The organism is Xanthomonas sp. MLO165, from assembly GCF_018831305.1.
In the GTDB taxonomy this organism is placed as follows: domain Bacteria; phylum Pseudomonadota; class Gammaproteobacteria; order Xanthomonadales; family Xanthomonadaceae; genus Xanthomonas; species Xanthomonas arboricola.
In genome coordinates this window covers 2,740,660-2,761,116 of sequence record NZ_CP029263.1, presented here as the reverse complement: position 1 = coordinate 2,761,116, position 20,457 = coordinate 2,740,660, and the positions used below count along the sequence as shown (strand labels likewise).

Annotated in this window: 17 protein-coding genes; 9 read left to right on the top strand and 8 right to left on the bottom strand. The window is 66.0% G+C overall.

Annotated elements, in window-relative coordinates; all coding sequences use genetic code 11:
- Positions 1 to 28: 28 nt before the first annotated feature.
- From DGN21_RS11670 to DGN21_RS11635, 8 genes are all read left to right on the top strand, one after another.
- On the top strand, positions 29 to 1,405 hold the full coding sequence (locus DGN21_RS11670; protein ID WP_126966050.1) for an aspartate aminotransferase family protein: 1,377 nt from the start codon (positions 29 to 31) through the stop codon (positions 1,403 to 1,405).
- Between the two features lie 207 nt (positions 1,406 to 1,612).
- Entirely contained in the window at positions 1,613 to 2,728 is a 1,116-nt protein-coding gene (locus tag DGN21_RS11665; RefSeq protein ID WP_024940509.1) for a polyamine ABC transporter substrate-binding protein, read from the top strand.
- A gap of 196 nt (positions 2,729 to 2,924) precedes the next feature.
- Positions 2,925 to 4,127 (top strand): HlyD family secretion protein, encoded by a 1,203-nt coding sequence (locus DGN21_RS11660; RefSeq protein WP_126966051.1) that lies wholly within the window; start codon positions 2,925 to 2,927, stop codon positions 4,125 to 4,127.
- On the top strand, positions 4,124 to 5,710 hold the full coding sequence (locus DGN21_RS11655) for an MDR family MFS transporter (protein ID WP_024940507.1): 1,587 nt from the start codon (positions 4,124 to 4,126) through the stop codon (positions 5,708 to 5,710). The genes DGN21_RS11660 and DGN21_RS11655 overlap by 4 nt, the downstream gene beginning before the upstream one ends.
- 4 nt (positions 5,711 to 5,714) lie before the next feature.
- A complete protein-coding gene (locus DGN21_RS11650) occupies positions 5,715 to 7,205 on the top strand; it encodes an efflux transporter outer membrane subunit (RefSeq protein ID WP_160954582.1) in 1,491 nt (496 codons plus the stop codon).
- Between the two features lie 251 nt (positions 7,206 to 7,456).
- Positions 7,457 to 8,587 (top strand): polyamine ABC transporter ATP-binding protein, encoded by a 1,131-nt coding sequence (gene potA, locus DGN21_RS11645; RefSeq protein ID WP_160954581.1) that lies wholly within the window; start codon positions 7,457 to 7,459, stop codon positions 8,585 to 8,587.
- Complete coding sequence (locus DGN21_RS11640; protein WP_160954580.1) at positions 8,584 to 9,489, top strand: ABC transporter permease subunit; 906 nt, start codon at positions 8,584 to 8,586, stop codon at positions 9,487 to 9,489. Before potA ends, DGN21_RS11640 begins: the two co-directional genes overlap by 4 nt.
- Positions 9,486 to 10,334 (top strand): ABC transporter permease subunit, encoded by an 849-nt coding sequence (locus DGN21_RS11635; protein ID WP_126966054.1) that lies wholly within the window; start codon positions 9,486 to 9,488, stop codon positions 10,332 to 10,334. The genes DGN21_RS11640 and DGN21_RS11635 overlap by 4 nt, the downstream gene beginning before the upstream one ends.
- 156 nt (positions 10,335 to 10,490) lie before the next feature.
- Here DGN21_RS11635 and DGN21_RS11630 read toward each other — a convergent pair whose 3' ends face one another.
- Positions 10,491 to 10,913 carry a hypothetical protein gene (locus tag DGN21_RS11630; RefSeq protein WP_054592748.1) on the bottom strand — a complete coding sequence of 141 codons (423 nt, stop codon included), beginning with the start codon at positions 10,911 to 10,913 and terminating at the stop codon, positions 10,491 to 10,493.
- A gap of 270 nt (positions 10,914 to 11,183) precedes the next feature.
- Between DGN21_RS11630 and DGN21_RS11625 the strand changes: the two genes are divergently transcribed.
- Positions 11,184 to 12,548, top strand: coding sequence for an NAD-dependent succinate-semialdehyde dehydrogenase (locus DGN21_RS11625; RefSeq protein ID WP_160954579.1), 1,365 nt, complete (start codon positions 11,184 to 11,186; stop codon positions 12,546 to 12,548).
- A gap of 178 nt (positions 12,549 to 12,726) precedes the next feature.
- Here DGN21_RS11625 and DGN21_RS11620 read toward each other — a convergent pair whose 3' ends face one another.
- The 7 genes from DGN21_RS11620 to miaB form a co-directional block, all read right to left on the bottom strand.
- On the bottom strand, positions 12,727 to 13,728 hold the full coding sequence (locus DGN21_RS11620; RefSeq protein WP_016901627.1) for a magnesium and cobalt transport protein CorA: 1,002 nt from the start codon (positions 13,726 to 13,728) through the stop codon (positions 12,727 to 12,729).
- A gap of 14 nt (positions 13,729 to 13,742) precedes the next feature.
- Complete coding sequence (locus DGN21_RS11615) at positions 13,743 to 14,966, bottom strand: DUF4105 domain-containing protein (RefSeq protein WP_252374711.1); 1,224 nt, start codon at positions 14,964 to 14,966, stop codon at positions 13,743 to 13,745.
- Positions 14,967 to 15,010: 44 nt separating this feature from the next.
- Complete coding sequence (locus tag DGN21_RS11610) at positions 15,011 to 15,889, bottom strand: transporter associated domain-containing protein (RefSeq protein WP_024939270.1); 879 nt, start codon at positions 15,887 to 15,889, stop codon at positions 15,011 to 15,013.
- A 98-nt stretch (positions 15,890 to 15,987) separates the two neighbouring features.
- Positions 15,988 to 16,506 (bottom strand): hypothetical protein, encoded by a 519-nt coding sequence (locus DGN21_RS11605; RefSeq protein ID WP_160954577.1) that lies wholly within the window; start codon positions 16,504 to 16,506, stop codon positions 15,988 to 15,990.
- Positions 16,506 to 16,991 (bottom strand): rRNA maturation RNase YbeY, encoded by a 486-nt coding sequence (gene ybeY / locus DGN21_RS11600; RefSeq protein ID WP_016901623.1) that lies wholly within the window; start codon positions 16,989 to 16,991, stop codon positions 16,506 to 16,508. The genes DGN21_RS11605 and ybeY overlap by 1 nt, the downstream gene beginning before the upstream one ends.
- A gap of 241 nt (positions 16,992 to 17,232) precedes the next feature.
- Positions 17,233 to 18,222: a PhoH family protein gene (locus tag DGN21_RS11595; RefSeq protein WP_160954576.1), complete on the bottom strand. Its 990-nt coding sequence runs from the start codon at positions 18,220 to 18,222 to the stop codon at positions 17,233 to 17,235.
- Between the two features lie 756 nt (positions 18,223 to 18,978).
- Positions 18,979 to 20,433, bottom strand: a complete 1,455-nt coding sequence (miaB, locus tag DGN21_RS11590) for a tRNA (N6-isopentenyl adenosine(37)-C2)-methylthiotransferase MiaB (protein ID WP_046343089.1) — start codon at positions 20,431 to 20,433, stop codon at positions 18,979 to 18,981.
- Positions 20,434 to 20,457 lie beyond the last annotated feature (24 nt).

The window sequence follows — 20,457 nt, the reverse complement described above, 5'->3', positions numbered from 1 at the left end:
CTGGCGTGAGCCACTTCCGGAGCAAGCCGTGCACCCCACTGTGTTGGAAACCTTGCAGCAGCTCGATGCCGCCCATCATCTGCATCCGTTCAACGACAACGCGGCATTGGCCGAAAAGGGCACGCGCATCCTGACCCGTGGCGAGGGCGTGTATGTCTGGGACGCGCAGGGCAACAAGTTGCTGGATGCGTTCGGCGGCTTGTGGTGCGTGAATGTCGGCTACGGGCGCAAGGAGCTGGCACAGGCGGCGGCGCGGCAGATGGAACAGCTGGCGTACTACAACAGCTTTTTCCAGTGCACCACCGAGCCCACTATCCATCTGGCTGCCAAGCTGGCGGAGCTGACGCCGGGCGATCTGAACCATGCGTTCTTCGCCAACTCCGGGTCGGAGGCCAACGACACCATCCTGCGGCTGGTGCGGCATTTCTGGGCGGTGCAGGGGCAGCCGGAAAAACGCATCTTCATCGGCCGTCATGACGGCTATCACGGCACCACCATGGCCGGTGCCAGCCTGGGCGGCATGCGCGGCATGCACAGGCAGGGTGGCCTGCCGATTCCGGATATCCACCACATCGCGCCGCCGTATCACTTCGGCGATGGCGGGGAGATGGATCCAGAGGAGTACGGGCTGCTGGCGGCGCGTCGGCTGGAAGACAGGATCCTGCAGCTCGGGCCGCAAAACGTGGCGGCGTTTATCGGTGAACCGATCATGGGCGCGATCGGGGTGTACATCCCGCCGCGCAGCTACTGGCCGGAAATCGAGCGCATCTGCAAGCGCTACGACGTGCTGCTGGTGGCCGACGAGGTGATCTGCGGGTTCGGGCGTACCGGCGCCTGGTTCGGTGCGGATTATTTCGGCTTCCAGCCCGACGTGATGACGCTGGCCAAGGGCATCACCTCCGGCTATATCCCGTTGGCGGCGGCGATGTTCAACGATCGCGTGGCCGGCGTGCTCAAGGCGCAGGGCGGTGAGCTCGCGCACGGCGGCACCTATGCGGGACATCCGGTCTGCGCGGCGGTGGCGCTGGAGAACCTGCGCCTGCTGCAGGACGAAGGCATCGTGGACACCGCGCGTACCCGGATCGCGCCGTACCTGGCGCAACGCTGGGCCGAGCTGGGCGAGCACCGGCTGGTCGGCGAGGCGCGTATCGCCGGCCTGGTCGGGGCCCTGGAACTGGTGCCGGACAAACGCCGGCGCGGGGTCTATTTCCCCGAACGCGGTCGGGTCGGTGCGCTGTGCCGCGATTTCGCGCTGCGGCGCGGGCTGATCCTGCGTGCCACCTACGATGCGATGCTGCTGTCGCCGCCGTTGATCATCACCTGCGAACAGGTTGATGAGCTGTTCGACAAGGCCTGGGCGGCGCTGGACGATACTGCGCAGGCGCTAGGCATCGTTGCCGCCTAAGCCGGCCGGCGCACGTCAAGCTTTGCCGGTCGCGTACCCGCCAGGGCGGCCGGCAGAGGCGCTTGCGGCGCCGGCCGCGCCGGCCAGCGGGTGCGTACGGTTGGTATCCGCCACGCCGCGCTGTGCAAACACAACCACCATGGGTAGGCTGGCCCTTCGACCGGCCGCATCCCGGCCCGCCCTGATCGCGCTGCCCTGGAGACCCGCATGACGCTGCGACTGCTCGCCCTGACGCTGTCCACCACCTTGCTGGCCGCCTGCGGTGGCAGCAACGCACCCGGCGGTGCCGAGGCGCGGGCCAAGGTGCTCAACGTCTACAACTACTCGGACTACATCGCCGAAGACACCATTCCCGCGTTCGAGAAGAGCACCGGCATCAAGGTCACCTACGACGTGTTCGACAGCGACGAGATGGTGGAAACCAAGCTGCTCGCCGGTGGCAGCGATTACGACGTGGTGGTGCCCACGCTGAACTTCTTCGGCCGGCAGATCCAGGCCGGCGTGTTCCTGCCGCTGGACAAGGCCAAGATCCCCAATCTGGCCAATCTGGACCCGGACATCATGCGGCGCATTGCCGCGCAGGACCCGGGCAATGCCTATGGCGTGCCGTACATGATCGGCACCACCGGCATCGGCTACAACGTGGACAAGCTCAAGGCGATCTTCGGCAACACCGAGGTCGCCAACAGCTGGGACCTGGTGTTCAAGCCGGAAAACCTGTCCAGGTTGAAGGACTGTGGCGTGACCCTGCTGGACACGCCCTCGGACCTGATTCCGATCGCGCTCAATTATCTGGGCCTGGATCCGCACAGCAGCGTGCCGGCCGAGATCGAGCAGGCTGCCGCGCTGATCAAGACGATCCGCCCGTACGTGCAGAACTTTCATTCCAGCCAGTACGTGAGCTCGCTGGCCAACGGCAACACCTGCCTGGCGGTGGGCTGGTCGGGCGACATCATCCAGGCGCGCGACCGCGCGGTGGAAGCCGGCAACGGCATCAAGGTGGCCTATGCGATCCCCAAGGAAGGCGCGCCGCAGTGGTTCGACATGCTGGCCATTCCCAAGGACGCCAAGCACCCCGACAACGCCTACGCCTTCATCAATTATCTGTTGAAGCCGGACGTGGCCGCGGCCAACAGCAACTTCATCCACTACGCCAACCCGGTGCGCACCGCCACGCCGCTGGTGGACGCGGCGATCCGCAACGACCCCACCATCTACCCGCCGCCGGAGGTGACCGCCAAGATGTTCACCTATGCGATCAATCCGCCGGAGGTGGACCGGCTGTATACGCGGCTGTGGACCGAGATCAAGACCGGTCGCTGACCGCCGCAGTCGCTCCTCCAGTTTTGTAAGAGCGCTTGCCAGGCGTGCGCCTGCAAGTCCGAGCGCGCGCTGACTGCGGTCGTCACGCAATCTGTACCGGGCGGTTCAAATAATTGTATGGTTGCGCCGCCTTCGCCGGACCGCTGATGCGGTACGTCGTCGCGCGCGCCTCGCCCACGACACAGGACGCCTCACCTTGAGCAACCACGACCAGCAGTCCAACGACGGCCAGCCTTCGGGCACGGATGCGCAAGGCACCGGCGCGCACAACGAGCAGGAGCCGCCCAAGCCCTCGCCGTTGAAGAACCCAAAGGTCAAATGGACGCTGATCGTGGTCGGGGTGCTGGTGGTGGTGCTGCTGGTGATCTGGCTGGCCTATTACCTGATCAAGGGCCGCTACATGCAGGACACCAACAATGCCTACCTGCAGGCCGACTCGGTCGCCGTGGCGCCGCGGGTCAGCGGCTACGTGACCAAGGTGATGGTGGGCGACAACCAGATCGTGGAAGCCGGCCAGCCGCTGCTGCAGATCGACGACCGCACCTACCAGGCGAACCTGCAGCAGGCCGAAGCCGCGATCGCCGCGCGCCAGGCCGATATCGCCGCGGCCACCGCCAACGTGTCCGGGCAGGAGTCAGCGCTGGTGCAGGCGCGTAGCCAGGTCACCTCGGCAGCGGCAAGCCTGACCTTCGCCCAAGCCGAAGTGAAGCGCTTCGCCCCGTTGGCCGCCTCCGGCGCCGACACCCACGAGCACCAGGAAAGCCTGCAGCACGAGCTGCAACGTGCACGCGCCCAGTACCAGGCCGCGCAGGCGCAGGCCAAGGGCGCGCAGAGCCAGATCCTGGCCAGCAACGCGCAGCTGGAGCAGGCCCAGGCCGGTCTCAAGCAGGCCAGCGCCGATGCCGACCAGGCCCGTGTGGCGGTGGAAGACACCTTGCTGACCAGCCGTATCCACGGCCGCGTCGGCGACAAGACCGTGCAGGTCGGCCAGTTCCTCGGGGCCGGCACCCGCACCATGACCATCGTGCCGCAGGAATCGCTGTATCTGATCGCCAATTTCAAGGAAACCCAGGTCGGCCTGATGCGTCCTGGCCAGCCGGCCGAGATCGAGGTCGATGCCTTGTCGGGCGTCAAGCTGCACGGCAAGGTCGAGAGCCTGTCGCCGGGCACCGGCTCGCAGTTCGCGTTGCTGCCGCCGGAAAATGCCACCGGCAACTTCACCAAGGTGGTGCAGCGCGTGCCGGTGCGCATCCGCGTGCTGGCCGGCGACGAGGCGCGCAAGGTGCTGGTGCCGGGCATGTCGGTCGAGGTCACCGTGGACACGCGCTCGGCCAAGGACGCCAAGCAACGGGCCGAGGAGGAATCCGATCGCGTGCAGGCGCAGGAGCGCGCGCGATGAATGCAACGGCAGCCACCGGCCCGCGTGCCGGCGGCAGCGCGCAACGCGAGAAGGCCGAGCCGGGCGCCTGGCTGGCGGTGCTGGCCGGCACCATCGGCTCGTTCATGGCGACGCTGGACATCTCCATCGTCAACGCGGCGCTGCCCACCATCCAGGGCGAGGTCGGCGCCAGCGGCACCGAAGGCACCTGGATCTCCACCGCGTACCTGGTTGCCGAGATCATCATGATCCCGCTGACCGGCTGGTTCGTGCGCACGCTGGGCCTGCGCAACTTCCTGCTGATCTGCGCGCTGATGTTCACCGCGTTTTCGGTGGTGTGCGGGCTGTCGACCTCGTTGACGATGATGATCATCGGCCGCGTGGGGCAGGGCCTGGCCGGCGGTGCGCTGATTCCGACCGCGCTGACCATCGTTGCGACCCGGCTGCCGCCGAGCCAACAAACGATGGGCACCGCGCTGTTCGGCATGACCGTGATCATGGGCCCGGTGATCGGCCCGCTGCTCGGCGGCTGGCTCACCGAGAACGTCAGCTGGCACTACGCCTTCTTCATCAACGTGCCGATCTGCGTCGGCCTGGTGGCCTTGCTGCTGCTTGGCCTCAAGCATGAAAAAGGCGACTGGGCCGGCCTGCTCAATGCCGACTGGCTGGGCATCTACGGCCTGACCGCCGGCCTGGGCGGGCTCACCGTGGTGCTGGAAGAGGGCCAGCGCGAGCGCTGGTTCGAATCCAGCGAGATCAACGCGCTGAGCGTGATCGCGCTCAGCGGATTCGCTGCACTGGTCGTGGGCCAGTTCCGCAAGCGGCCGCCGGTGATCCACCTGTCGCTGCTGCTGCATCGCAGTTTCGGCGCGGTGTTCGTCATGATCATGGCGGTGGGCATGATCCTGTTCGGCGTCATGTACATGATTCCTCAGTTCCTGGCGGTGATCTCCGGCTACAACACCGAGCAGGCCGGCTACGTGCTGCTGCTGTCAGGCCTGCCGACCGTGCTGTTGATGCCGATGATGCCCAAGCTGCTGGAGGTGGTGGACGTGCGCATCCTGGTGATCGCCGGGCTGATCTGCTTTGCCGCGGCCTGCTTCGCCAATCTGTCGCTGACCGCCGACACCGTGGGCATGCATTTTGTCGCCGGCCAGTTGTTGCAGGGCTGCGGCCTGGCGCTGGCGATGATGTCGTTGAACCAGGCGGCCATTTCATCTGTGCCGCCCGAACTGGCCGGCGATGCGTCGGGCCTGTTCAACGCCGGCCGCAACCTGGGCGGCTCGGTGGGGCTTGCGCTGATCTCCACCTTCCAGGAGCGCCGCATGACCTTCCATACCGAAACCATCGGCAGCGCGATCACCGCCAATTCCTCGCGCGCGCAGGACTTTCTTTCCGGGCTGACTGCGCAGATGCAGGGCAGCGCCGGCGGCGAGGCGGCCATTCGCTCGGTCGCGCAGCTGGCGCGCCTGGTGCAGCAGCAGGCCCTGGTGATGACCTATAGCGATCTGTTCTGGATCTTCGGCGTGATCGTGGTCTGCACGATTCCGCTGGCCTTTTTGCTCAAGCCGTTACCCAAGGGGGCGCACCTTGCAATGCACTGATTCCATGCGCTTGATCCGCATGCCCCTGGCTGCGGCGTTGAGCGTGGTTTTGCTCGGCGGCTGCATGCTCGGCCCCAACTACACCAAGCCCCCGGCAGTGGCCGACACGGCGGTGCAGGCGCCGGCCCTGCATCGCGCTGCTGGCGCCGACGTGGTCGCTGCCGCGCCATTGAATCATTGGTGGGAGCAACTGCAGGACCCGACCCTCACCCAACTGGTCACCCAGGCCCTGGCCGACAGTCCCAACCTGCGTGCGGCGCAGGCGCGGCTGCGTGCCAACCGTGCACTGGCCAGCCAGCGCCGTGCCGAACGTCTGCCCAAGCTCAACGCCAGCGCGGTGTATGCGTATGCCGAGCCGCCGCAGACCATCGGCGATACGCTGGGCGGCTTGCAGAACGGCCAGAACGGCCAGCCACCGGCACAGGATAGCGAGGCGCTGGATCTGGAAAAGACCCAGATCTACAGCGCCGGTTTCGATGCCAGCTGGGAACTGGATTTCTTCGGCCGCCGCCGTCGCGCGGCCGAAGGCGCGCTGGCGCAGGCGCAGGCCTCGGAAGCCGAGCTGGCCGATGCGCAGGTGCAGCTGGCAGCCGAAGTGGGGCAGGTGTACCTGAACTACCGCGGCTTGCAGGCGCGGCTGGCGATCGCCGATGCGAACCTGGACAAGATCGGGCAGACCCTGCGCCTGACCCAGCAGCGCCGCGAGCGCGGCGCGGCCTCGGACCTGCAGGTCGAACAGATCGCCACGCAAGTGCAGCAGCAACAGGCGCAGCGCCTGCCGTTGGAGATGCAATCGCAGGAAGCGCTGGATCAACTGGCGCTGATGGTGGGGCGCGAGCCCGGCGCGCTGGACGCGCAGTTGAGCGCGCCGCAGCCGTTGCCGATGCTGCCCACCCAGGTGCGCGTGGACGATGCCGGCGCCCTGATCCGTCGCCGCCCCGATGTGCGCAAGGCCGAGCGCGAACTGGCTGCCTCCAGCGCGCAGATCGGCGAGGCGTTGAACGGGTATTTTCCGCAGGTGAGCCTGCTGGGCGGCCTGAGCTGGGTCGCCGGCTCGCCCAGCGATTTCAATTCCGACGCCTTGACCACGCTGGCGGTGCCGATGCTGCGCTGGTCGATCTTCGACTTCGGCCGCACCAAGGCACAGGTGGAGCAGGCGCGTGCCGGCAACGCCGGTCGCGAGGCGGCGTACGAGGGCGCGGTGCTGGCTGCGTTGCAGGATGCCAATTCGGCATTGGCGCGCTTCGGCTCGGCGCGCAAGCAGCTGGTGGTGGCGCGGCAGGCCGAAGCCTCGGCCACGCGTTCGGCCGGCTTGATGCAGCAACGGCGCGATGCCGGTGCCACCTCGTCGATCGATCTGCTCGACGTGCAGCGCCAGCAGCTGTCCGCGCAGGACGCCGCCGCACAGGCACAGGTGCAGTTGCTGGTGAACTACGTCGCGCTGCAGAAGAGTCTGGGTCTGGGCTGGAGCGCGCCGGTGCCGGAGCCACGCTGATCGATAGCCGTCGCGGCGGGCGTCGGCGCTTTGTTCGCGCTGGGGTGTCGCTCTGCCGTTGCAGACAGAGTGTTGCTGCAGCGCCCGCGCCGGCAGGCGGTCACCCGATGTAGCAGCTCGTCGTCGGCTCGCTGCAGGCGAGACGCCTGGACGCAAATGGACGAGTGCTGATGTCGCACCAAGCACTGGCGGCGCCAGCGTTCTGAGGTGCACAGTCGGTGCCGGGCCACGCTTCGCAATCGAGAGGATCCATGGCAGTTACCGAGGCCGCAGCGCCGCCGCTTTCCCCTGGCGACAACGCCTATCTGAGCATCCGCGAGGTCCGCAAGGAATTCGATGGCGTCGTCGCGGTCGACGAGGTCAGCCTGCAGATCCGCAAGGGCGAGATCTTCGCGCTGCTGGGCGGCTCGGGCAGCGGCAAGTCCACCCTGCTGCGCTGCCTGGCCGGCTTCGAGCGGCCGACCAAAGGCCGCATCGTGCTCGATGGCCAGCCGATCGACGGGTTGCCGCCGTACGAGCGCCCGATCAACATGATGTTCCAGTCGTATGCGCTGTTTCCGCACATGAGCGTGGAACAGAACATCGCCTTTGGGCTGAAGCAGGAGGCGCTTTCCAAGCCGGCGATCGCGGCGCGCGTGGGCGAAATGCTGGAGCTTGTGCAGCTTGGCAACCTGGCCAGGCGCAAGCCGCATCAATTGTCCGGCGGGCAGCAGCAACGCGTGGCGTTGGCGCGCTCGCTGGCCAAGCGGCCCAAGCTGCTGCTGCTGGACGAACCGATGGGCGCGCTGGACAAGAAGCTGCGCGCGCAGATGCAGCTGGAACTGGTCAACATCATTGAGACCTCTGGCGTCACCTGCGTCATGGTCACCCATGATCAGGAAGAGGCCATGAGCATGGCCACCCGCATCGCGTTGATGGACCAGGGCTGGATCCAGCAGGTCGGCACCCCGGACGAAATCTACGAACAACCGGCCAACCGGTTCGCTGCCGACTTCATCGGCTCGGTCAATCTGATCGACGCGGTGATCGTCGAGGACAAACCCGACTACGTCGGCCTGAAGGCGTCGGCCTTCGACGCCAATATCCGGATCGGCCACGGCATCACCGGTTTCGAAGGGCAGGCAGTGGCGTTCGCGCTGCGCCCGGAAAAACTGGTCATCGGCAAGGACGAACCGGCCCAGGCCTGCAACAAGGCGCAGGGCGTGATCGAGGACATCGCCTATTTCGGCAGCCATTCGGTCTATCACGTGCGCCTGCCCGGCGGCTTCAAGCTGATGGCCAACTTCGCCAACCGTCAGCGCTGGGCCAGCGAAGCGCTGACCTGGGGCGACGCCGTCTGGCTGAGCTGGGGCGAGGACGACGGCGTGGTACTCACCGCATGAGGCGCCTGATCCGCGCATTGCCGGGCGCGCGCTGGGGCGTGATCGCCGCACCGTATCTGTGGCTGCTGGTGTTCTTCGCCATCCCGTTCCTGATCGTGCTGAAGATCTCCTTCGCCGAGCGTGCCACCGCGATGCCGCCGTACACGCCGTTGTTCGCCGTTGCGGCCGATGGGGCGCTGAGCCTCAAGCTGCATCTGGGCAATTATCTGGTCATGCTGCGCGACAGCCAGTACCTGGCGGCGTATGCGAGTTCGATCAGGATCGCCGCGCTGTCGACCGTGTTTGCGCTGTTGATCGGCTACCCGATGGCCTATGTCATTGCGCGTCTGCCGCTGGCCACGCGCAATGTGGCGATGATGCTGGTGGTGCTGCCGTCATGGACCTCGTTCCTGATCCGCGTCTACGCCTGGATCGGCATCCTCGACGGCAACGGCCTGCTCAATCAGGCGCTGCTGGCGCTGGGAGTGATCCGCCAGCCCTTGCAGTTGCTGTACACGCCGCTCGCCGCCTACATCGGCATAGTTTACTGCTATCTGCCGTTCATGGTGTTGCCGTTGTACGCCAATCTGGTCAAGCACGACCAGCGATTGCTCGAAGCCGCCTACGATCTGGGCGCGCGGCCGTGGCAGGCCTTCGTGCGCATCACCTTGCCGCTGTCGCGCAACGGGATCGTTGCCGGCTGCATGCTGGTGATGATCCCGGCGGTGGGCGAATTCGTGATTCCGGAAATGCTTGGCGGGCCGGACACCTTGATGATCGGCCGTGTGCTGTGGGGCGAGTTCTTCAATAATCGCGACTGGCCGGTGGCCGCGGCGGTGGCTACGGTGATGTTGCTGCTGTTGCTGGTGCCGATCGTGCTGTTCCACCGTTATCAGCGCGAGCTGGAAGGGCGGCTGACATGATGCGCGCCTCTCCCGGCACGCGCCTGCTGGGCGCTGGCGTGCTCGCGCTGGGCTTCGGCTTTCTGTATCTGCCGATCCTGTTGCTGATGGTCTACTCGTTCAACGCCTCGCGGCTGGCGATGGTGTGGGGTGGCTTTTCCACGCGTTGGTACGGCGAATTGCTGCGCGATCGCCAGTTGCTGGAAGCGGCCTGGGTCAGCCTGCAAGTCGCGTTCTGGACCGCCTGTGCATCGACGGTGCTGGGGACGATGGCGGCGCTGGCGATGGTGCGCATGCGGCGTTTTCCCGGCAAGACCCTGTTCGGTGCATTGATCACCGCACCGCTGGTGATGCCGGAAGTGATCATCGGCCTGTCGATCCTGTTGTTGCTGGTCTCGATGGGCGGTGTACTCGGGATCGCACCGCGTGGCGCGGTGGCGATCTGGGCGGCGCATGTCACCTTCACCGTCTCGTTCGTCACGGTGGTGATTTCCTCGCGCCTGCAGGAACTGGATCGCTCGCTGGAAGAGGCGGCGATGGATCTGGGCGCGACACCGCTGAAGGTGTTCTTCCTGATCACCTTGCCGATCATCGCTCCGGCATTGGTATCGGGCTGGCTGCTCGCATTCACGCTGTCGCTGGACGACGTGGTGATCGCCAGCTTTCTGGCCGGGCCCAGTTCGACCACCTTGCCGATCAAGGTGTTTGCGTCGGTGCGGCTGGGCATCAGCCCCAAGATCAACGCACTTGCCACGCTGATGGTGCTGGCGGTGTCGATCGCCGCAGTGATCGGCTGGTGGCTGCTGGCGCGTGGCGAAAGACGCCGCCAGCGCGATGCGCAACTGGCGCTGCAAGCTGCTTCCTGAGCAGGCACCAACATGGGGGGGGCGAATGCATCGCCACCAGCGGCGGCCAGACGGCTGCGAACGCCGACGCCACAGACATCCACGATGGCTGCACGCCGATTGCGGACGCCTGATTCGGCCACCGGACGCCGGGCACGGCAGTTGGTTGGGCCGCTGTTACCTGGCCGGAGGCGTGTACCCGCTGTCCCAGGGCTGCGGCTTGGTCAGGTAGCACTGATACTCGGCGCTGATGTCGTAGCCCTGTTGCTCGACCTTGGGTTGTTCGTCGGCGCGATCCTTGTCCCTGTTCTTGCCGTTCTTGTCGCCGTCGTCCTTGGATTTCTGCTTGCTCGGATAGATCGTGACCATGTTCGGCGACGAGTGCGCGGTGACGAATTGGCGGATGGCAGTCTCCGAGCAGGCCCGCAGTGCCTGTTCCTCGCAGGGTTGGCTGGGATTGGGCAGCGTGTTGGTGCAGCTCACGGTGACAAATCCGTTCGGGCCGGGACGCGGGCCGTGCAGCATGTCCTGCAGGACGGCGCATCCCGGCAGGCAGGCGCCGATGCCAAGTACAACTAGAACAATCAGATCCCGGCGCATCGTGGTGGTCTTCCGTGAATGGATGAAGCTGCCAAGTGCCGAATGCTAGAGCATTTTTGTGCGGTGGGACGGTCGGGACAGGGCAGGGACGCTTTCGTTCGCGTGGCTGGGAGCGTTGTTCCGGTTGCCAGTGATCCGCGAGCGGTGCGATGGAGGTGCGGCATTGCGTCGCGGCGTGGGTAAACACAGCGTTGCAGCGATTTGCCGCGGTTGTGACGCGGCTGCAACTTGCCGACGACTAGCATGGCGGGCCTGTAACAGGAGACCGTCATGTCCTACGACACCGTCAACCCGGCCAATGGCCAGGTCGAACATACCCAGCACACCCTGGACGCCGCCGCCATCGAGGCGCGTCTGGCTGCTTCCGCCAAGGCATTTCCGCAGTGGGCGGCGCTGCCGCTGGCCGAGCGCGGCGCGCTGCTGCGCCGGGTCGGCGAAGAGCTGACCCGGCGGCGCGACGACCTGCAGCGCATCATGACCGCCGAGATGGGCAAGCTGCGCCACGAGGCGCTGGCCGAGGTGGACAAGTGCGCGCAGGGCTGCGCCTATTACGCCGAACATGCAGCCGACTACCTGGCGCCGCGCGATATCCCGACCGAGGCGCAGTCCAGCTATGTGCGCTACGAGCCACTGGGCTGCGTGTTTGCGGTGATGCCATGGAATTTTCCGTTGTGGCAGGCGTTCCGTTTCCTCGCCCCGGGTCTGATGGCCGGCAATGTCGCGCTGCTCAAGCACGCCAGCAATGTGCCGCGCTGCGCCGATGCGATGAAGGAGGTGCTGGATGCCGCCGGTATTCCGCCCGGCGTGTTCGATGTGCTGCATATCGACAATGACCAGGCTGCAGACTTGTTGCGTGACGATCGCATTGCCGCAGTGACGCTGACCGGCAGCGAGCGCGCCGGACGTTCGCTGGCTGCAAATGCGGGCGATCAGTTGAAGAAGTGCGTGATGGAACTCGGCGGCAGCGATGCGTTCGTGGTGCTGGAGGACGCCGACCTGGAGCACACCGTCGCCTCCGCCGTGCAGTCGCGGTTCGACAACAGCGGGCAGACCTGCATCGCCGCCAAGCGCTTCATCGTGGTGGACGCCATCGCCGATCGCTTCATCGAACGCTTCGTTGCCGCTGCCTCTCAGCGCGTGCTCGGCGACCCGCAGCAGGAGGGCACCACGCTGGCGCCCATGGCCCGCGCGGATCTGCGCGACGAGCTGCACAAGCAGGTGCAACACAGCGTGGAAAAGGGTGCCAAGGTGCTGCTGGGCGGCGAACCGGTACCCGGTTCGCATGCAGGCTATCCGGCCACCATCCTCGATCATGTCGCCCCGGGCATGCCGGCCTACGAGGAGGAGTTTTTCGGCCCGGTTGCATCGGTCATTCGCGTGCGGGATGAAGCAGAAGCAGTACGCGTGGCCAACGACACCAGCTTTGGCCTGGGCGGCAGCGTGTGGACCTCCGATGCCAAGCGCGGCGAGCGCGTCGCGCAGCAATTGCAGTGCGGCGCGGCGTTCGTCAATTCGGTGGTCAAGAGCGACGTGCGGCTACCGTTCGGCGGCATCAAGCGCTCGGGCTTCGGCCGCGAGCTGGCCGAGCACGGCATCCACGAGTTCATGAACATCAAGACGATCTATGTGGCTTGAGTGCGGGGATTGGGGATTCGGGATTGGGGATTCATAAAAGCAGGCAGCCTTCCTTCTCCCCCTCGGGAGAAGGTACCGGAAGAGCGGATGAGGATACGTGCAGCAAGCGAGCAGAAGTCACTCGTCCTGCTCCAACCAATCCCCAATCCCCACTCCCAAATCCCGGCCGCAAAGCGGCCTAAAGCCACCGCGCTCGCTTGAACAGGCGATACAACACCAGGCACGAGGCGACCACGCCGGCTACCAGCAGCGGGTAGGCATAAGGTTTGTCCAGCTCGGGCATGTGGGTGAAATTCATGCCGTACCAGCTGGTGATCAGGGTGGGCGCGGCCAGCAGGGCGGCCCAGGCGCCCAGGCGTTTGACGGTTTCGCCCTGGGCCAGGGTCACCATCGACAAGTTGACGCTCAGCGCGGTGCCCAACATTTCGCGCAAGGTGTCGATGGCGTCGTTGATGCGCACGGCATGGTCGAGTACGTCGCGCAGGTAGATGCCGACCTCGTCGTGGATCAGCGAGCCGGGGTTGCGCTTGAGGTGCGAGAGCACGTCCTGCAATGGCGCCACCACCAACCGCATCTTGTTGAGTTCGCGCTTGAGCTCGTACAGGCGCACCACGGTTTCGCGCTTGTAGTTGTCGGCGAAGATGTCCTTTTCCAGGCCTTCCAGCGTGTCGCGGAACTCGTCCATGATCGGCAGGTAGTTGTCGACCACGAAGTCGAGCACGCCATATAGGCAGAACGAGGCGCCCATGCGCAGCATCGCCGGTTCGCGTTCGACCCGGTGCCGCACCGGCGTGTACGACAGCGATGCGCCATGGCGCACCGTCAACAGAAAGCGCGCGCCCAGAAACGCATGCGTCTCGCCGTAGCGGATGCGCTCGTTGACCAGTTGTGCTGTGTTGACCACCACGAACAAGGAATTGCCGTAGCTCTCGGCCTTGGGACGTTGGTGCGCCTTGAGCGCATCCTCGATGGCCAGATCGTGCAGGCCGAACTCATCCTGCAGCTTGTGCAGCACCGACTCCTGCGGCTCGTACAGGCCGACCCAGACAAAGCCATCCGGGCGCTGCAGCACGTCGCTGATCTGCTCCAGGCTGATGTCGTGGCGCTCGCCCTGGCCGTCGTAATAGGCGCAGGTGATGACGCAGGAGGGGTTGTCCGGATGGCGGCCGTGGTGGTTCATGGGCGCATCCTGGATCAGCGCGTGCGGACGGACAAGTCACGCCGCCGCAACGCGATGGCGAGCGCGGCATGGATCGGCAACAGCAGCAGCACCCACTGCAGGTTGTCCTGCGCCTGGAACGACAGCCAGTGGATCAGCAGCGCCAGCAGTGCCGCGGCGGCCACCACCCAGCGCAGCACATCGAACCAGCGCCCGGGCCGGCGCCCGCGCAGCACGGCGATGCCGCCGATCAACAGCAGCACGCACAGCGGGTTGACCAGCAACAGGTTGCGATTGGCCCAGGCCGACTGATGCGCGGTGAAGCCCCACAGATACACCAGCAAGCCGCCGCCGATCGCGCACAGCAGCCAGTACGGCAGGGCCAGGGCGGCCAGCACGCGTTGCCGGCGACCGAGTGCCAGCACGCCGGCAGCGACGATCAGCCCGGTCAGCAGCCATGGCCACCAGTGGCGCTGCTGTTCCGCCGGCTCCGGTGCGATGCGATGCGGCAGCAGGACCTGGGTGGACTGCACCAACGGGCGGCCGGCGCCGTTGTGCACCTGGGTCAGGCTGTCGGCCAGGCGCATCGGCACGAAGGCTTCCTCCCAGCGCGACAGCGGGCGGTCCGCATACGGCCCCAGGCCCAGGTCGAAGCCCAGCCACATCCATGGGGCAGGGGAGGCCAGGCGCACCGCTTCGCTGCGGAAGGTGTTGCCGCGCGAGCGCCCGGCCAGTTGCGATTTCAACGCGCCACCCATGGCGCGGTCCAGCGTGTCGCGGACCATGGTGGCGCAGTTGGCCACGAAGTAATCGTAGTGGTAGCGCGCGTTCTCGGGCTGGCTGCGGATGGCCAGCCCGTCAGCCAGCGCGCGCGCCTGGTCCGGTGGCAGGTCCAGCCACTGGATGCTGACGCCGCGGCCGACCGCACGGTATTGCTGCAGGTCTTCTTCCAGCGGCAACGCGACCAGGTAATACATCATCTCGCCGCGCGCAAAGCGGGGGACGAAATCCGGCTCGCCGGGGTCGAAGAAGCCAAAGTTGTACGAGGTGGCCTGCCCGGTGACGGGATCGACCACCACGATGGCATCGTGGCCGAAGCGCTCGAAGAACACCTCGCCCGGCTGCATGGTGACCACGCCGACCCGCGGTGCCGGCACATTGGGCTGGGCAGGCGCCTGCCCGGTGGCCTGGGCCATGGCGGCAGGTGCCACCAACCACGCCAGCAACAGCAGCAGACACGCCGCCGCGCAGCGCCGGATGCTGCCGCGGGCTGGCGCTGCAGCAGTGACGCGGTACCAACGGTTCAAGCGTCGTCCTGCGGGTCTGGCGGCAGAATGGTCACGTGGAAGGCGTGCACACGCCGCGCATCGGCCTTGGCCACACGGAAGGCAAAGCGCCCCAGCGTCAGCTCTTCGCCGGTTTCCGGCAGGTGGCCGATCGCATCGGTGACCAGGCCGCCGACGGTGTCGTACTCGTCATCGGGGAAGTCGGCACCAAAGCGCTCGTTGAAGTCTTCGATCGGCGTCAGCGCATCGACCACATAGCGGCCGTCGGCCTGGATCGCGATCAGCGAATTCTCGTCTTCGGCATCGTCGTGCTCATCGTCAATCTGGCCGACGATCTGCTCCAGCACGTCTTCGATGGTGACCAGCCCGGCGACGCCGCCGTACTCGTCCACCACGATCGCCATGTGGTTGCGCGACAGCCGGAATTCCTTGAGCAGCACGTTGAGCTTCTTGGACTCGGGGATCAGCACCGCCGGGCGCAGCAGTTCGCGCACGTTGCCGGGGCCGTTGTCGGCAACCACGCCGCGCAACAAGTCCTTGGCCAGCAGGATGCCGAGCACTTCGTCCTTGTTCTCGCCGTGCACCGGGAAGCGCGAATGGCCGGATTCCACCACCTGCTTCATCAGGTCGATGAAGCGCGCCTCCACCGGCAGCGAGACCATCTGCGAGCGCGATATCATCACGTCGCCCACGGTGAGCTCGGACACGGAGATTGCGCCTTCCATCATGCGCAAGGTGTCTGCAGCGATGAGACCGTCCTGTTCGGCGGTCCGCAGCAGCGCGACCAGTTCGTCGCGGGTATGGGGTTCGCCAGAGAAGGCAGCGCTCAGGCGCTCGAGCCAGCTACGGCGTTTTTCGGGTGTTTCTTGGGATTGGCTACTGTCGTCTTCGGACATCGTGACGTGGGACGGCACCCGGCAAACCAGGCGATAGCCGTCAGTCTAACAGGAAGCCGCTAAGGCGCTGTGGACGGGGCCGGGGTGGGCGCTGCGCTTCAGGGCAGGTCCAGGCTGTAGCCGCAGCCGACCACGGTCTTGCCCGGATGCGACTTCACGTTGGAGACGCTGAGCACGATCGATTCGATCATCGCCTCGCCGGTCTTGGGGTTGGTGGTGTCTTCGCTGACCAGCTCACGGCCGTACATGACCTTGTCGGCGTTATCCACGCCCAGTTCCAGGTTCAGCTGTCTGGCCAGCGGGCGCGGGTCGGGCAGGTCCAGCAGCGCCATGACGCTGGCCCCGGAGAACGCGATGTGGGTGGTGCTGTGGCCGAACACGCTGATCGGCGTGTTGAGCGTGTACTCGGTCATGAACAGGTTGGCCTGGTCTAGCGGCGTCCAGCCCAGCGCCACCGCCTTGAGCGGGTCGGCCAGCACCGGTGCCAGCGCGTTGAAGTCGCCAATACGCTGGCGGCATTCGATCAGGGCCGGCAGGTCGGGGCGTGCCGGCGCGGCCTGCGCCCAGGCGCTGGAGCAGGCCAGCAACAGCGACGCGGTGGCGAGGCAGGCCTGCATCAGCGCTCTCCCGCGTACGGGTCGTCGATGCCGAGATCGGCCAGGATCTCGCGTTCGAGTTGCTCCATCGCATCGGCTTCCTTGTCGTCTTCGTGGTCCCAGCCAAGCAGATGCAGCGTGCCGTGCACGGTCAGATGGGCGTAATGCGCGGCCAGCGACTTGCCTTGTTCGGCCGCCTCGCGCGCCACCACCGGCGCGCAGATCACCAGATCGCCGAGCAGCGGCATCTTGACGCCCTTGGGCAGGCCTTCGGGTAAATCGGCCGGGAAGCTCAGCACATTGGTGGCGTAATCCTTGCCCCGGTAATGATGGTTGAGCGAGCAGCCTTCCTTCTCGTCGACAATCCGCACCGCCAGGTCGGCCTCGCGGATGCGTCCCTTCAGCGCAGCGGCCACCCACTTGCGAAAACTCACCGCCGACGGCAGACCGGCGCGCGGCAGCGCATAACTGACAGCGACGTCGAGGCGGACAGGTCCACGGGTCATGGCGAGAGTTTCCTGGGCAGAGGGTCAGCGCGTGCAGGTGATCAGCAGAATCACCGCAGGCCCGTTGGCCACGCGGTAGCTCGAACTGCCGATCGGGCCCCGCCCGCAGCCGCGATTGTAATCCCGCACCCGCAAGCTTGAAACGAATCCTGGCTGGTCATGCAGCCAGACCGCACGCGATCGGGATGCCCGGCGACGGCGACGACTGCGTCTGTCAGCGCCAGGCTGACAGGGCGCGAACTCACTCAGACTGTTGCTTGGCGGCAGCGTCCTGCTGATCGCGCTTTTCATAGGCCGTGACGATGCGCTGCACCAGCGGGTGGCGCACCACGTCGCGCGCTTCGAAGAAGGTGAAGCTGGCGCCGTCCACATCGCGCAGCACCTCGATTGCGTCGCGCAGGCCGGACTTGACGTGTTTGGGCAGGTCGATCTGGGTCAGGTCGCCGGTGACCACCGCGGTGGAGCCGAAGCCCAGCCGGGTCAGGAACATCTTCATCTGCTCGATGGTGGTGTTCTGCGCCTCGTCCAGGATCACGTAGGCATCGTTGAGCGTGCGGCCGCGCATATAGGCCAGCGGCGCGATCTCGATGACGTTCTTTTCCAGCAGCTTGACCACTTTTTCCACGCCCAGCATTTCGTAGAGCGCGTCGTAGAGCGGGCGCAGATACGGGTCCACCTTCTGGCTAAGATCGCCGGGCAGGAAGCCCAGCTTCTCGCCGGCTTCCACCGCCGGGCGCACCAGGATCAGCCGCTGTACGCGCGACTCGTTCAGCGCCTCGACCGCGCTGGCCACGGCCAGGAAGGTCTTGCCGGTACCGGCCGGGCCGATGCCGAAATTGATGTCGTGCGTGGCGATCGCATGCAGGTACTTGGCCTGGTTGGCGCCACGGCCACGCACGGTGCCGCGTTTGACCTTGATCGCCACGTCCTGGGCCACGTAGGAACGATCGACCACCTGCTCGACATTGGCATCGTTCAGGCGCAGGTGGATGGCGTGGTTGTCGAAGGTGGTGGAGGCGGCTTCCTCGTACAGGGCGGTCAGCAGCGTCTGCGCGGCGGTGATCGCCGGCTCCGGGCCGGTGACGCGGAAGACGTTGCCGCGGTTGGCGATCTCCACGCCCAGCTTGAGTTCGATCTGGCGCAGGTGCGCGTCGAACGGGCCGGCCAGGTTGGCCAGGCGCTCGGTGTCGTCGGGGTCCAGGGTGAAGTCGCGATGTGCAGGTGAATTCATGGTCGGATCGGACCGCGCACGCATGCGCTGGTCGGTTGGGCGGCAGACGAGGGTAGCGCGCAGCGCGTGATCCCACCAACACGCCCGGCTGCCGCAAGCGCATGGTCATGGCCGGTCCCCGGTGGTGTGCACGGGTTTTCCACAATCGCTGTGGAGTCACGCATCACTAACCTGTGGATAAAAATCGTGGCGCCTACTCGCACAAGGTCCGGCAGGGACACGGTGAAAAAATCACCACTGCGATGGCGGTTGTCCACAAGCGGTGTGGATCGAATTCGGCAAAGCCTGTGGGTAAGTGCTCGCACGCCTTATGCCGCAAGGTGTTGCAGACAAGTGGTGAAATTTTGATCACTTGCCTTGCGTGCCGTGTGACCAGGGACGTCGGTGTCGTTGCTGTGCGCGATCACGACCATGCTTGGCGTATGCGAGCAATGCGCGCCGTTGTTGACCTAGACCGACCACGGCTTCGTAGCGCGCAGATGCTGGGGCGCCGATCGGCGAATGCAGTGCGGCAGCACGCAGCTGCGTGCTTGCCGAAGATCGAGGTGCGAGGCACGACGCGCGTGACCTCAACGCAATTGCCAGCGTGTTGCACGCACGCAGCTGCGCAAAGCAACGCAACAACAATCGCAGGCAGACGCAGCATCGCGTGCCCGGCCGCAGCACTACGGAAGTAGTGACCAACCAACGCGCACCTTCCAGTCAGCACGACGCGATGTATGCCGTGGCGCCACGCGCCCCGGCACCTATGCGGTATCAGCTGTCGCTGTCGTCCACCTGGATAAGACCACGCAGCGAATTGCTCATCGCCTCGGTGATCAGGACATCGACGAACTGCCCGATCAGGCGCGGGTTACCGGGGAAATTCACCGGGCGCATGTTCTCGCTCTTGCCGGTCAATTCGTTCGGATCGCGCCGCGACGGGCCTTCCACCAGCACCCGTTGCACGCTACCGACCATGGACTGCGAAATGCGCGTGGCGTGCGCGTTGATCTGTGCCTGCAAACGCGCAAGCCGTGCCTGCTTGACGGCTTCCGGGGTGTCGTCCTGCAGGTCCGAGGCCGGCGTGCCGGGACGCCGCGAATACACGAACGAGAAACTCTGGTCGAAGCCCACGTCCTCGATCAGCTTCATGGTCTTTTCGAAATCCGCTTCGGTCTCGCCGGGAAAACCGACGATGAAGTCCGAGCTGATCGAGATATCCGGACGCACCGCGCGCAGCTTGCGGATCTTGGACTTGAATTCCAGCGCGGTGTAGCCGCGCTTCATCGCCGACAGGATGCGGTCGCTGCCGGCCTGCACCGGCAGATGCAGATAATTGGCCAGCTGCGGCACGTCGCGGTACGCATCCACCAGCGAGTCGGAAAATTCCAGCGGATGCGAGGTGGTGAAACGGATACGGCCGATGCCCTCGATCTGCGCGATGGTGCGGATCAACAGGCCCAGATCGGCGTATTGCGCCGCGTCGCCGGCATCGGCGCCGTACGCGCCGCGATACGCGTTGACGTTCTGGCCGAGCAGATTGATCTCGCGCACGCCTTGCGCGGCCAGCTGCGCCACCTCCACCAGCACGTCCTCGAACGGCCGGCTGACTTCTTCGCCACGGGTGTAGGGCACCACGCAGAACGAGCAGTACTTGGAGCAGCCTTCCATGATCGACACGAACGCCGACGGACCCTCGGCGCGCGGCTCGGGCAGGCGATCGAACTTCTCGATTTCCGGAAAGCTGATGTCCACCTGCGACTTGCCCGATTCGCGCCGCGCGCGGATCAGCTCCGGCAGGCGATGCAGGGTCTGCGGGCCGAACACCAGATCCACATAGGGCGCGCGCTTGACGATGGCCTCGCCTTCCTGCGAGGCCACGCAGCCGCCCACGCCGATGATCACCGGCTTGCCGCCTGCCTTCAGCGCCTTCCAGCGGCCCAGCTGGCTGAACACCTTTTCCTGCGCCTTCTCGCGGATGGAGCAGGTGTTGACCAGCACCACGTCGGCGTCTTCGGGGTTGTCGGTCAGCTCCAGGCCTTCGGAGGCGGCGAGCACGTCGGCCATCTTGGCCGAGTCGTACTCGTTCATCTGGCACCCGTGGGTCTTGATGTAGAGCTTGCCGCGCACCACGGCAGGCGCCGACGGGCGGGCCACCGGCAGCGGCAACAGGGCGGGTGCGTCCACGGCGGTGGCCGCGGACAGGTCGGAAACGGATGTCCCGGGCATGGCGCTTATTCCAGGCGGGTAGAA

Bases quoted from the DNA above. Each gene is read 5' to 3' on its own strand.
- potA (WP_160954581.1), top strand. From the start codon at position 7,457: ATGGCAGTTACCGAGGCCGCAGCGCCGCCGCTTTCCCCTGGCGACAAC.
- DGN21_RS11630 (WP_054592748.1), bottom strand. From the start codon at position 10,913: ATGCGCCGGGATCTGATTGTTCTAGTTGTACTTGGCATCGGCGCCTGC.
- DGN21_RS11665 (WP_024940509.1), top strand. From the start codon at position 1,613: ATGACGCTGCGACTGCTCGCCCTGACGCTGTCCACCACCTTGCTGGCC.
- miaB (WP_046343089.1), bottom strand. From the start codon at position 20,433: ATGCCCGGGACATCCGTTTCCGACCTGTCCGCGGCCACCGCCGTGGAC.
- DGN21_RS11610 (WP_024939270.1), bottom strand. From the start codon at position 15,889: ATGTCCGAAGACGACAGTAGCCAATCCCAAGAAACACCCGAAAAACGC.
- DGN21_RS11625 (WP_160954579.1), top strand. From the start codon at position 11,184: ATGTCCTACGACACCGTCAACCCGGCCAATGGCCAGGTCGAACATACC.
- DGN21_RS11635 (WP_126966054.1), top strand. From the start codon at position 9,486: ATGATGCGCGCCTCTCCCGGCACGCGCCTGCTGGGCGCTGGCGTGCTC.
- DGN21_RS11605 (WP_160954577.1), bottom strand. From the start codon at position 16,506: ATGCAGGCCTGCCTCGCCACCGCGTCGCTGTTGCTGGCCTGCTCCAGC.
- DGN21_RS11655 (WP_024940507.1), top strand. From the start codon at position 4,124: ATGAATGCAACGGCAGCCACCGGCCCGCGTGCCGGCGGCAGCGCGCAA.
- DGN21_RS11640 (WP_160954580.1), top strand. From the start codon at position 8,584: ATGAGGCGCCTGATCCGCGCATTGCCGGGCGCGCGCTGGGGCGTGATC.
- DGN21_RS11595 (WP_160954576.1), bottom strand. From the start codon at position 18,222: ATGAATTCACCTGCACATCGCGACTTCACCCTGGACCCCGACGACACC.
- DGN21_RS11650 (WP_160954582.1), top strand. From the start codon at position 5,715: ATGCGCTTGATCCGCATGCCCCTGGCTGCGGCGTTGAGCGTGGTTTTG.
- DGN21_RS11620 (WP_016901627.1), bottom strand. From the start codon at position 13,728: ATGAACCACCACGGCCGCCATCCGGACAACCCCTCCTGCGTCATCACC.
- ybeY (WP_016901623.1), bottom strand. From the start codon at position 16,991: ATGACCCGTGGACCTGTCCGCCTCGACGTCGCTGTCAGTTATGCGCTG.